This window comes from Exiguobacterium sp. PHA03 (assembly GCF_041945985.1).
GTDB lineage: Bacteria > Bacillota > Bacilli > Exiguobacteriales > Exiguobacteriaceae > Exiguobacterium_A.
Genome location: NZ_JAUTYQ010000001.1, coordinates 1,855,053 through 1,867,498, shown reverse-complemented (window position 1 = coordinate 1,867,498; position 12,446 = coordinate 1,855,053). Strand labels below are relative to the sequence as shown.

General features: G+C 48.6%; 9 protein-coding genes. 7 read left to right on the top strand and 2 right to left on the bottom strand.

Features of this window, described 5'->3' with window-relative positions:
- The first annotated feature begins 74 nt into the window (after window positions 1-74).
- From putP to rlmD, 7 genes are all read left to right on the top strand, one after another.
- On the top strand, window positions 75-1,586 hold the full coding sequence (gene putP / locus Q7C19_RS09780; protein WP_290785691.1) for a sodium/proline symporter PutP: 1,512 nt from the start codon (window positions 75-77) through the stop codon (window positions 1,584-1,586).
- Between the two features lie 130 nt (window positions 1,587-1,716).
- Window positions 1,717-2,943, top strand: a complete 1,227-nt coding sequence (locus Q7C19_RS09775) for an Nramp family divalent metal transporter (protein WP_290752594.1) — start codon at window positions 1,717-1,719, stop codon at window positions 2,941-2,943.
- Window positions 2,944-3,143: 200 nt separating this feature from the next.
- Window positions 3,144-3,434 (top strand): Asp-tRNA(Asn)/Glu-tRNA(Gln) amidotransferase subunit GatC, encoded by a 291-nt coding sequence (gene gatC, locus Q7C19_RS09770; protein ID WP_023469336.1) that lies wholly within the window; start codon window positions 3,144-3,146, stop codon window positions 3,432-3,434.
- Between the two features lie 15 nt (window positions 3,435-3,449).
- Window positions 3,450-4,892 (top strand): Asp-tRNA(Asn)/Glu-tRNA(Gln) amidotransferase subunit GatA, encoded by a 1,443-nt coding sequence (gene gatA, locus Q7C19_RS09765; protein WP_035410229.1) that lies wholly within the window; start codon window positions 3,450-3,452, stop codon window positions 4,890-4,892.
- A 14-nt stretch (window positions 4,893-4,906) separates the two neighbouring features.
- Window positions 4,907-6,340, top strand: coding sequence for an Asp-tRNA(Asn)/Glu-tRNA(Gln) amidotransferase subunit GatB (gene gatB / locus Q7C19_RS09760; protein ID WP_035410227.1), 1,434 nt, complete (start codon window positions 4,907-4,909; stop codon window positions 6,338-6,340).
- 147 nt (window positions 6,341-6,487) lie between these two features.
- A complete protein-coding gene (locus tag Q7C19_RS09755) occupies window positions 6,488-7,450 on the top strand; it encodes a diacylglycerol kinase (protein ID WP_035410224.1) in 963 nt (320 codons plus the stop codon).
- A 25-nt stretch (window positions 7,451-7,475) separates the two neighbouring features.
- Window positions 7,476-8,834 carry a 23S rRNA (uracil(1939)-C(5))-methyltransferase RlmD gene (gene rlmD, locus Q7C19_RS09750; RefSeq protein ID WP_056063144.1) on the top strand — a complete coding sequence of 453 codons (1,359 nt, stop codon included), beginning with the start codon at window positions 7,476-7,478 and terminating at the stop codon, window positions 8,832-8,834.
- Between the two features lie 123 nt (window positions 8,835-8,957).
- Here rlmD and Q7C19_RS09745 read toward each other — a convergent pair whose 3' ends face one another.
- Together Q7C19_RS09745 and Q7C19_RS09740 are read right to left on the bottom strand one after the other, a co-directional pair.
- Window positions 8,958-11,099, bottom strand: a complete 2,142-nt coding sequence (locus Q7C19_RS09745; RefSeq protein WP_375092024.1) for a bifunctional glycosyltransferase/CDP-glycerol:glycerophosphate glycerophosphotransferase — start codon at window positions 11,097-11,099, stop codon at window positions 8,958-8,960.
- A 102-nt stretch (window positions 11,100-11,201) separates the two neighbouring features.
- On the bottom strand, window positions 11,202-12,359 hold the full coding sequence (locus Q7C19_RS09740; RefSeq protein ID WP_035410218.1) for a helix-turn-helix domain-containing protein: 1,158 nt from the start codon (window positions 12,357-12,359) through the stop codon (window positions 11,202-11,204).
- Window positions 12,360-12,446: the final 87 nt, after the last annotated feature.

Below are 12,446 nucleotides of genomic sequence, written 5' to 3'. Positions count from 1 at the left end.
GTGTTTAATAGATGAAACGGGTGTGCGACCTGCACACCCGTTTTTCTTATATCACGGAAAAAGGGGGAGCAAGGATGAACGGAATGTGGTTCGCGATTTTGCTATATCTCGGCCTGATGGTCGCACTTGGCGTCATTGCGTATTATCGGACGAAGAACATGAATGACTATATGCTTGGAGGACGTACGATCGGTCCCGTCGTCACGGCGCTCTCTGCAGGAGCAAGTGACATGAGTGGGTGGCTGTTGATGGGTTTACCGGGTGCGATGTATGCAACTGGTCTGTCCAGTGGATGGATTGTCGTCGGATTATTACTTGGCGCTTATGCCAACTGGTTACTCGTCGCGCCTCGTCTGCGTGCGTATACGGCACATGCAGGGGATGCAATCACGATTCCCGATTACTTTGAAAAACGATTCCACGATAAAAGTGGTGTTTTGCGTACCGTTTCAGCTGGAGTTATTTTAATATTCTTTATAATGTACGCATCAAGTGGTTTTGTCGCAGGTGGTCGTTTATTCGAAGCTGTCTTTGGTCTTGAATATACAACAGGTCTTTGGATTCTCGCAGGCGTCGTCATTGCGTATGTCTTCCTCGGTGGTTTCCTTGCCGTCAGTTGGACGGACGTCGTGCAAGGGATGATCATGGTCATCGCATTGCTGATCGTACCAGCTGTCGCGCTGACTTTAAGTGGTGGGATTAATGATACACTGGAGACGATCCGGTCGACAGGCGGCTCGAAACTGGAACTGTTCAAAGGGACGACGACGATCGGTATCATCTCGCTTCTCGCGTGGGGACTCGGCTATTTTGGACAGCCGCATATCATCGTTCGTTTCATGGCGATTCGTAACTTACATGAGATGAAGTCGGCGCGTCGTGTCGGGATGATTTGGATGACGTTCTCGATCGTTGGTGCAATGGTGACGGGCTTGATCGGATATGCCTATTACACGCAACAAAGTGCAGGATTAAAAAATCCAGAGAATGTCTTCATTCAATTATCACGTGACCTTTTCCCAGGGTTCATTACAGGGTTGTTGCTTGCAGCCTTACTTGCTGCGATCATGTCGACGATTTCGACGCAGCTGCTCGTTTCTTCAAGTGCGGCAACGAATGATTTCTATCACCGTTTCTTTAAACGCGATGCTTCAGATCGTGAATTGATGATCATGGGACGCTTGATGGTTCTTGTCGTAGCGCTTCTTGCGATTCTCTTATCATTCGGTGCGGAGAAGTCGATCTTAACACTCGTCGGATACGCGTGGGCTGGTTTTGGTTCAGCGTTCGGTCCGGTCGTGCTGTTCAGCTTACTGTGGCGCCGGATGAACAAGACGGGAGCACTTGCTTCAATGATTACGGGATCTGTCGTTGTCATCGCTTGGATCCTCATTAACCAAAATGTAGATGGATTACCATCGTATATTTCGGAAATGTACGAGATGATTCCAGCATTCATCGCTTCGACGATCGCGCTCGTTATCGGTAGTCTCGTGACGAAGGAACCAAGTCAAGCAATCTATGATGAGTTCGATCAAGTACAAGCACAACTAAAAGGTGCAGAGCCTGAGCGAAAAATCGTCTAAATAACGGAAAGGGGTGTTTCCTGAGTAAAGGAGACACTCCTTTTTTTGTTTACTTGATACGTTATTATTTACCATAAACATATTTGTTGCGCTTACGCAAAATGAGCGTATAATAAAAACAAAAAGTGAGGTGAATGAGATGGTGACACAGCCACTTACACAAGACGTACCCAAAAAACGGACATATATCGGACCGGCGTTCGTTGCTGCCGTCGCGTACCTCGATCCGGGAAACTTTGCAACGAACATGACGGCAGGTGCTCAATATGGCTATTTACTGCTCTGGGTCATCGTTGCCTCGAACTTGATGGCCGTCGTCATTCAGTTCCTATCAGCCAAACTTGGAATCGTCAGCAATCTTAGTTTAGCGGAGGTGATTCGAGAAGAGTTATCGCCGGTCTATCGCTTCTTTTACTGGGTACAAGCGGAACTCGTCGCAATGGCGACCGATCTCGCGGAGTTCGTCGGAGCCGCACTCGGATTTCATTTACTGTTTGCGATCGATTTACGCATGGCGGCGCTGTTGACGGCAGTTTTATCATTCGTCATCCTCGGATTCGAGCAAAAGGGACTTCGACATTTCGAAGCCGTCATCGCGGTGCTTGTTTTAATCATCGCTGCCGCTTTTGCAATTGAAGTGTTTGAAGTTCATCCGGTCTTTCGCGATCTATCGGCAGGATTGGTACCGGGATTTGAGGGTACGTCGAGCATCGTGCTTGCTGCCGGGATGCTCGGAGCAACCGTCATGCCACATGCGATCTATCTCCATTCCGATTTAACGAAGCGACGGATGGGACATGTTGCAAACAAAATACCGCTGTTACGAATCCAACGCTTCGATATTTGGGGAGCGATGCTGATCGCCGGAGCGGTCAACGGAGCAATGCTCGTCATCGCGGCCAGTGTATTTTACGGTACGAAATATCAAGCTGGTTCACTTGAAGCGATCTATGAGGGACTTCATGTCACGCTTGGTGGCATCGCGCCGTATCTGTTTGCAATTGCCTTACTCGTTTCAGGTCTTGCATCATCGAGTGTCGGTACGATGTCAGGTGACGCGATTATGCGCGGATTCCTCCATCTTCAATTGCCGTTGTTCGTTCGACGGACTGTGACGATGTTACCGGCGATTTTGTTGCTCTTCTCCGGTTTTGATCCGACACGAGCACTTGTCCTGAGTCAGGTCGCTTTATCGTTCGGGATTCCGTTCGCGCTAATCCCTTTGATTCGGGCGACAGCGAGTGAACGGTACATGGGGGAATATCGAAACAGTCATTTCATGAACGCGTTGGCATGGATCATCGTCTCGATCGTCATCGTCTTCAATATCTATTTACTCTTTGATGTCTTAGTATGAATATTCAGTATTTTTGTTTCGTCTGATTTAAACCGGGTATTTCATAACTAGAAGCTTTCCGCCCGGAAGCTTTGCTACCCCTATAAGGACGATGGTGCGGACCTCCCCCCGATGCACCATCGTCTTTTTTGTCTGGACAAAAAGTGCTATGATTAGAAATAGTGTAAAATATATCGCAAAAGTTCCGGAGGTGGAATGACATGGCAAAGATTAATGAGGAGCAAGTCCGCCACGTGGCGCATTTGGCACGCCTTGCCGTGACAGATGAAGAAGTAGCACAATTCACAGGACAACTCGAGAAGATTCTTGGGTTCGCTGAACAATTAAATGAACTCGATACGACAGGCGTCGAACCGACGACTCATGTCCTCGATTTAAAGAACGTCCTACGTAAGGACGAAGTACGTCCATCACTTCCGCGTACGGAAGTAGAACGACTCGCACCCGATTGGGAAGACGGACAAGTCCGCGTCCCAGCGGTGTTCGAATAAGGAGGAAATGACCCGATGTCACTTTTTGAACATGGTGTCAAAACATTACACACACTCATTCAGGATGGCGAAGTCAAAGCTTCTGAACTCGTCAAGGAATCCTTTGATCAAATCGACCGCGTCGACGGAAAAATCGGTGCGTTTCTCTCATTGAATGAAGAAGCGTTCGAGCAAGCGAAACGAATGGATGATGTCGCGAAACACGAAGCGAACCCACTGTTTGGTCTTCCAATCGGCGTCAAGGATAACATCGTCACGAAAGGAATGACGACGACATGTGGTTCGAAATTCCTTGAGAACTTCGTACCAGCACATGATGCGACGGTCGTCGAGCGTCTGCATGAAGCAGGGGCAATCACAATCGGGAAGTTGAACATGGATGAGTTCGCAATGGGTTCTTCAAACGAGAACTCAGCGTACAAACCGGTTCGCAATCCATGGAATACAAAACACGTTCCAGGCGGTTCTTCGGGTGGTTCAGCAGCTGCTGTCGCAGCAGGCGAAGTCTTGTTCAGCCTCGGTTCGGATACAGGTGGTTCGATTCGTCAACCGGCTGCCTATTGTGGTGTCGTTGGGTTGAAACCGACTTACGGTCTCGTCTCACGTTTTGGTCTCGTTGCGTTCGCGTCGTCCCTTGACCAAATTGGTCCGTTGACACGAACAGTCGAAGATAACGCGTATCTTTTGAGCGCGATCGCAGGACACTGTGAGATGGATTCGACGTCTGCGAACGTTGCAGCAACGGATTATACACAAGCGTTGACTGGTGATATCAAAGGTTTGAAGATCGCTGTTCCGAAAGAATACTTCGGCGAGGGTGTCAGTGAAGGCGTCAAAGCCAACATCCGTGAAGCGATCCAAAAACTCGAAGCACTCGGTGCAACGGTTGACGAAGTCTCACTTCCGAACTCGAAATATGCGCTTGCGACGTACTACTTACTCGCTTCATCAGAAGCATCTTCGAACCTCGCACGCTTTGACGGCATTCGTTACGGTGTCCGCGCGGAAGCGGACGCACTTGAAGATGTCTTCAAGTATTCCCGTTCACAAGGATTCGGAGACGAAGTCAAACGCCGGATCATGCTCGGAACGTATGCACTCAGCTCTGGTTACTACGATGCCTACTATAAAAAAGCACAACAAGCTCGGACGTTAATCAAAAAAGATTTCGAAGATGTCCTTGCGAACTATGACGTCATCATCGGACCAACAGCACCGACACCAGCATTCGAACTCGGTGCACAGCTCGATGACCCGGTCACGATGTATGCGAATGACATCTTGACGATTCCGATTAACTTAGCAGGTGTCCCAGCGATCTCGGTTCCAGCTGGATTCGTCGACGGTCTTCCGGTCGGCTTACAAATCATTGGAAAACATTTCGATGAGGCGACGATCTATCGCGCTGCGCATGCGTTTGAGCTTGCGACAGGTGGATTCGCGCTTCCGAAGTTATAAGGAGCGAATGTATCATGAACTTTGAAACGATCATCGGGATCGAGGTCCACGCCGAACTGAGCACGAACACGAAGATGTTCTGTGGTTGTGCGCGGGAATATGGCGCAGAGACGAACACGAAAACGTGTCCGATTTGTCTTGGACACCCGGGCGTCTTGCCGAAAATCAACGAAAAAGCCGTCGAACTCGCCGTTCGTGCAGCGATGGCACTCAACTGCCAAGTAGCCGATCAAACAAAATTCGACCGGAAGAACTATTTCTATCCGGATACGCCAAAAGCGTATCAAATCTCGCAGTTTGATCAACCAATCGGCTTTGATGGCTACATCGATGCGGAAGTCGATGGCGAAACGAAACGCTTCCGAATCGAACGTGTCCATCTGGAAGAAGATGCCGGTAAGATGAACCACACGGGTGCCAACCACTCGGTCGTCGACTTCAACCGGACAGGCGCACCGCTAATTGAGATCGTCAGTGAAGCGGATATGCGTTCACCGAAAGACGCGGTCGCCTACCTCGAACGTCTCAAAGAAGTCTTGCAATATGCAGGCGTCTCAGACGTCAAGATGGAAGAAGGATCACTCCGTTGCGACTGTAACATCTCGGTGCGTCCATACGGACAAGAGAAGTTCGGTACGAAAACAGAGCTCAAGAACTTAAACTCATTCGGAAACGTCTTAAAAGGGCTTGAGTTTGAAGAAGATCGTCACCGTAAACTATTGCTTGCGGGTGGTGTGATGCGTCAAGAAACACTCCGTTTCGATGAGACGAAAAAACAAACCGTCCTCATGCGTGTCAAGGAAGGGGCGTCGGACTATCGTTACTTCCCAGAGCCTGACCTCGTCAAGCTCGTACTGGATCACGATTGGAAAGAAGCGATTCGTGCCGGTATCCCGGAACTTCCAGATGCACGCCGTGTTCGTTACCAAGAAGAACTCGGTCTTTCAGCGTATGACGCGAAACAATTGACGGTCACACGTGAAATGGCAGAGTACTTCGAAGCGACACTTGCAGCTGGTGCAGAGCCAAAAGCAGCAGCCAACTGGACAGTCGGTGAGATCCAAGGTCACTTGAATAAATCGACGGAAACGTTCGAAACAGTCAAGATGACACCAGCGCGTTTGGCAGAGATGATCGACTTGATCGCAAGCGGCACGATTTCTTCGAAAATCGCCAAACAAGTCTTCACGGCAGTCATCGAAGAAGGTGTCGAGCCGCGTGCATACGTTGAAGCAAACGGTCTTGCACAAATTTCGGATGAAGGATTGTTGCGTGGTCTCATCGTCGAGATGTTCGAAGCGAACCCAGCCGTCGTCGAGGAGTTACTCGGTGGACGTGATCGGAAGAAAGGCTTCGTCATCGGTCAGATCATGAAGAAAACAAAAGGAATGGCAAACCCTGCTCTCCTTGATCAACTCTTCTACGAAGAGCTCGAAAAACTGAAATAAGTTCCACTTAAGATAGCGTCCGTCTCTCCCTCGCTGAGGTGAAGAAACGGACGCTGTCTTTTTTGGCTTTGTAATGTCTCGAGAGTTCATGTAGAATAAAACAGTTATGTATCAAATGAACGGTTGAGTCAAAAAGGAGAAAATCTTATGAGACCTAGAGCGCGCGTGATTTATAACCCGACTTCCGGGAAAGAGATGGTTAAACGAAATTTACCGTATATCCTCGACCGACTCGAAGCAGCGGGTTATGAGACATCTGTCTACTCGACGAAAGCGGTCGGCGATGCGACGTATGAAGCAGCACGAGCATGCGAAGCAGACTTTGATCTTGTCGTCGCTGCAGGCGGCGATGGTACGTTGAATGAAGTGATCAGCGGAATGGCAGCTTATAGCAAACGTCCAAAGCTTGGTGTACTACCTGTTGGAACGACGAATGACTTTGGTCGAGCGATGCGTATTCCATTGACGATCGAAGGGGCGATGGATGTCATCTGCACAGGACATACGATGCCGGTCGATATCGGTAAGATCGAAGGGTCGACAGGCGTCCATTACTTCATCAACATCGCTGGTGGCGGCATCATGACAGAACTGTCGTACGAAGTGCCTTCAAAGCTGAAGACGGCACTTGGACAGCTCGCGTACTATGTCAAAGGGATGGAGAAACTTCCGCAAATCCGACCAACATATGTCGAACTGGAGCATGAAAAGGGTATATTCAAAGGAGAAGTCATGTTGTTCTTGACATCCAATACGAACTCTGTCGGTGGATTCGAGAAGTTGTCACCGAACGCGTCACTTAACGATGGTCGGTTTGATCTCTTCATCCTGAAGAAATGTAACCTCGTCGAATTAATTCGTGTCATGCGTCTTGCCTTAAAAGGGGATCATTTCTCGGACCCTTGCATCGAGCATGTCACGACCTCATTCGTCCGTATGAAGAACACATCAGAGATGAGTTTGAACATTGATGGTGAGTTTGGCGGCATCTGCGAAGGCGAGATGACGAATCTTCGCTCTCATTTCGAAGTCATGACACCAAAGTTCCGGATCGAAGAAATGGAACAGATTAATACACAACTACAAGAAGCAGAAATGAACCTCGCGTGAAGCGAGGTTTTTAAGGAGGATATTCATGATTCCAGTACAAAAGAACGATGAACACGTCGTCGAGATCGTCGACCTGACACATGAAGGGTCAGGGGTCGCGCGCATCGATGGATATACGGTCTTCATCCCAGGCGCATTGCCAACGGAGCAGGTCAAGATCAAGATCACGAAAACAACGAAGTCTTACGGATTCGGTCGCATCATCCGTCAAAAGACGAAGAGTGCCGATCGTGTCGAGCCACCTTGCCCAGTTTACAACCAGTGTGGCGGTTGCCAATTGCAACATTTGTCATACGACGCAGAACTCAAGTTCAAGCACAACCGCGTTCGTGACGCTTTCGCGCGTCTAGCAGGCCTTGAGATTCCGGTCCACGAGACGATGGGTATGGAAGATCCATGGGGTTACCGCAACAAGGCACAAGTACCGGTCGCGTTCCAATCGAACAAATTGATGGCTGGCTTCTATCAAAAACGGAGCCACCGGATCATCGATATGGACTACTGCTTGATCCAAAACAAAGAAAACGATGAAGCTGTCCAAGCGGTTCGTAAAGTCCTCGCTGACTTAAAAGTCCCAGCATACGACGAGAAGAAAAAAGCAGGTGTCATTCGTCATATCATGGCACGTCATGGCTATCATACGAACGAGTTGATGGTCGTTCTCGTCACGAAGGTCAAACAACTTCGCGGTATCGATAAAATCGTCGAAGGAATCTTAAAGGCGTTACCGAACGTCACTTCGATCCAGCACAACATCAACCCGGATGATACGAACGTCATTCTTGGGAAAAAGAACGTCGTCTTGTACGGACCGTCCGTCATTCGCGATCAAATCGCTGGTTTGACATATGAGATCTCACCGCATTCGTTCTTCCAAGTCAACCCGTTGCAAACAGAGAAACTCTACGCGAAAGCGCTCGAGTATGCTCAGTTGACAGGAGATGAGACAGTCGTTGATGCATACTGTGGAATCGGTTCGATTTCATTGTCACTCGCAAAACAAGCGAAGCACGTCTACGGTATCGAAATCGTACCGCAAGCAATCGATGACGCACGCCGGAACGCACAAGCGAACGGGATCGAGAACGTGACGTTCGAGTACGGTGCAGCTGAGAAGGTCATGCCTGATCTCGTTAAAGCAGGTATCCAACCGGACGTCATCGTCGTCGACCCACCACGTAAAGGCTGTGACGAAGAGTTCTTACGTGCTGCAGCAGATGTCGCACCGAAGCGGATCGTCTACGTCTCATGTAATGCGTCGACACAAGCACGTGACGCGAAGTTGTTGACGGAGCTCGGTTATACACTCGTTGAAGTGACACCAGTCGATATGTTCCCACATACGACACACGTTGAGAGCGTTGCCTTGTTCGTCCGTAACTAAATCGTTTTGAATGCCTCTTTCCATTAAGGAAGGAGGCTTTTTTGTCTTTACGCTTAGCAATTAATGGGTGGGAACAAAAAATGAGAAACGGCTTTATTAAGCCATTTCTCATTTTGATAATCGTCATTCTGTTTCTGTTGTTTCATCCTCCATCGTTGACTGTGCTGTGCTCGGGAACAACTCAGCAAGAACACGTTCACTTGCCGTGCCGTCATCCAAACTACAGAACCGTTCGAGGAAGCGATCATATTTTTCTTGGTAAGCGACAGACTTCGTATCAATCTGTTCGATATAATCGATGACTTGATCCGTTTCTTTTAGGAGTGGTCCCGGAACGACTGCTTCGAAATCGAAGTAGAATCCACGTAACGTCGATGCATATTTTTCCAAGTCGTACGTAAAGAAGATCATCGGACGTTGTAAGTGCGCATAATCGAAGAAGACAGACGAATAGTCGGTGATTAGCACGTCACTGATTAAATACAACTCTGCGATATCACCGTATGACGACACGTCATAGGCAAATCCTTCATGTCCACTGATGTCCATGTTTTGTGCAATCAAGTAATGCATCCGTAGTAAGACGACATAGTCGTCACCGAGTCGGGCTTGCATCTCGTTCAAGTCGAGTTGGAGATCAAAGCGGTATTTTCCACGCGCAATGAACTCGTCATCCCGCCATGTCGGTGCGTACAAAACGACTTTCTTGTCGGCTGGAATATCCAGACGCGCTTTGATTTCGCTGATTAAACCAGCTTGATCGTCCGCATACAAGAGATCGTTTCGTGGATAACCTGTCTCAAGCATCGTGTTTTGGAAACCGAACGCACTCTTGAAGATTTCGCTCGAATACGCATTCGGAGAAATCAAGTAGTTCCATTCCTGTGCTTGATTGTAGAAGTTCCGTTTGTAGCGTGTCGCATTCGTTCCCGCCATATGGACTTCTTCCATGTCGAGACCTAATCGTTTTAAAGGAGTACCGTGCCATGTCTGGAGATAGATTGTTTCTTCGCGTTTTTTCAAGCTCAGTGGCTGACGCGTGTTGAAGACCCAGTACTTGGCACGTGCCATTGCTTGGTAGTACGCGAAGCTGTTTTTGAGCACCCAGTTCGGACAAGCTTCCTTGACGTCATCTGAAGGTTCTTTCGAGAAAATCCAGACGAGTTCAAGTTCTGGGCGTTGTTCTTTTAATTTCAGGTAAAGCGCCTTTGGATTATCAGAATAGCTCCGACCGAGGAAACTCTCAAATAAGACGAGGTTCTCTTTGACCGGCATCTTTTGGAACAGGCGATAGAGCATCAGACCGTTCTTGATCTTTTTACGTCGTGCCGTCCGTAGCGTTCGTTTTGTCTTCACGGCAGTGATGTATGAACGGAACATGAAGTAGGAACCCGTCGACCATGCTTGTAGATACTTACTTCGTGTCTTCGTCCGTCTTAAATCGTAAGCGACGTGGCGGAATACATCTGCCTGCTGACTTTTTGACGTGCTTCGTTCAAGCAACGCACGACCACGTTTTGAGATGAATCGTTTGTACCATGTATTCAAGAACTTTTGAACAGTGTTATCCATCGTATGCGCAGATAACATACCATAGATCCGTGAGATATCAGTCAATGTCGTGATATCGCGTGCTTGATAGAGTGATTGTCCCTCGAGTGGTGTACTGCGTGAGTTTCGACCGTAGACGACATAACTGACCGATGTCAGGTTCGTCAGTTTCGCGATAATCGTATGCGCGATGATCGTATCAGCAAACCATCGTGTCTCAAGAACCGGCAAATCGCTCAGCAAGTCCTTTTTGATCATCCAGCCGTGAATCGTCGTCAAATGACGCGAATTGAATTTCGTGCGAGTGTAGAAGAAATAACGATCATCATCGATCGGCATAAGCCATTTTTTCTTGTTGTAGACAGGTGAGACTTTACCGATGATGACTTCACCGCGTGATTTCTCATAGGCTTTGATATACGTATAGAGCGCACGTGGTGCGAGGATATCATCACTGTCGAGGAATGTGACGTAGTCACCTGTCGCGACTTCAAGACCGCGACGGCGTGCAGCATATGTTCCTTGATGTGCTTGTTCCAAGATCGTACAAGTCGGATAGAGGGAGCGAAGCTCATCGATGTATGGGCTTGGTCCATCAAAGACGACGATGATTTCTACCGGAATAGACACCTTCTGATCAAGAACGGATTGAATGGCTGTCTTCGTTTGTGATTCGGTTTGATAGACAGGAATGATGACACTAATTGAGTTCATGTTGATTCTCCTTTTTTGTTGAAAGAATCCGCTCAAGACGGATTCACGAAAATAGTTCCTGTTGAATAGGATATCACAAAACGAAAAAAAGGCACGATTCTCTTAAAATTCACTTCGTTGTCGATAATGTGTCGGGGTCTCACCGGTCGTCTGCTTGAAGGCTTGACTGAAGTGGCTTTGACTCGAGAAGTGTAACTTGTTCGAGATCGTCAGCAAGGAATCGTCCGAAGAACGCAAGAGGCGCTTCGCTTCCCGGATCCGTTCCCGGATAACGTAGCGGGCGAGCGGTAGACCGGTCTCATCTTTGAATAGGACGGACAGATAGTTAGACGAGACATGGATGGCTTGACTGATCGACGAGACGGACAAAGGTTCATAGAGGTGTTGCTGAATATAACGAATGGCTGCCAACACATGTGGCGAATGACGTAATGCTTGGAGCTCCTTGACGGCTTCGGCAAACGAAACGGTAATCCGTACATGCCGATTCCGGAGCTCAGCGATACTCGTCGCCGCTTCAATCGTCTCAATCATCCGGTCGCTGAGTGAGAATGCCTCATCCGGTTCCAGTCCGCCGCGAATCGCAGCACGCGCGCTTAAGAGGACAGTCCCGAGCAACAGATTCTTTTCTGCACGTAAGGGCTGATGACGGGCGAGTGTTCCGAACTCGCCATAGGCCGGCAGGGAATAGGTCGTAGCGAGGCGCTCACTTTGACCGGTCGCGATCCAATCAATGATTTGTTGTTCCCGTTGCCAGGCTTTTCGATATGCCGTGACGCCCGTATGGGAAGGGGCGTCTGCGACGAGAGGGATTTCGGCTTCCTGAATATCAGACTGTTGTTCGATCTCGCGCTTCGGTAGAGCTTCCCCGTGTAACAAGCGATACATCAAGTGAGCACAGTCAATCAGTCGATTCTCCGTCGTACGTGGTAAGGCTTTATAGAACTGATGGTAGGCTTCATCTTGGATGTGTGCCCGAAAAAGAGCCGATTGTAGTAAAACCGGACCGATTCGGTACATTCCTTGTTCCGGAACATCTAAAAAGAGGTAAGCTGTACCATCTTTCAGGGTATAGAGTAGAGGAGTCTTTTTTAGTACTGGCCATTCGTTCTCAATCAGTAAGGTTCCCGGATGAGATGGAGCTTCTGGACGTAACGACAGCGGAGTACCGTGATGATCTCGGTACGTGACGAAAAAACCAGTCATCCCGTAGAGGTGCTCTGCGATTTGCGTCAAGTCAGACGTCGACAAGCGATTCATGACACGACTCCTTTCGAAATATAGTGGATTGCTTCTAGTGTATGTCCTCTTTCGCGGATAGTCGAGAACGAAACAATGAAAAACGAA

Excerpts from the sequence above, each read along its gene's own strand:
- putP (WP_290785691.1), top strand. The coding sequence starts at position 75 with ATGAACGGAATGTGGTTCGCGATTTTGCTATATCTCGGCCTGATGGTC.
- gatC (WP_023469336.1), top strand. The coding sequence starts at position 3,144 with ATGGCAAAGATTAATGAGGAGCAAGTCCGCCACGTGGCGCATTTGGCA.
- gatA (WP_035410229.1), top strand. The coding sequence starts at position 3,450 with ATGTCACTTTTTGAACATGGTGTCAAAACATTACACACACTCATTCAG.
- gatB (WP_035410227.1), top strand. The coding sequence starts at position 4,907 with ATGAACTTTGAAACGATCATCGGGATCGAGGTCCACGCCGAACTGAGC.
- Q7C19_RS09755 (WP_035410224.1), top strand. The coding sequence starts at position 6,488 with ATGAGACCTAGAGCGCGCGTGATTTATAACCCGACTTCCGGGAAAGAG.
- rlmD (WP_056063144.1), top strand. The coding sequence starts at position 7,476 with ATGATTCCAGTACAAAAGAACGATGAACACGTCGTCGAGATCGTCGAC.
- Q7C19_RS09745 (WP_375092024.1), bottom strand. The coding sequence starts at position 11,099 with ATGAACTCAATTAGTGTCATCATTCCTGTCTATCAAACCGAATCACAA.
- Q7C19_RS09740 (WP_035410218.1), bottom strand. The coding sequence starts at position 12,359 with ATGAATCGCTTGTCGACGTCTGACTTGACGCAAATCGCAGAGCACCTC.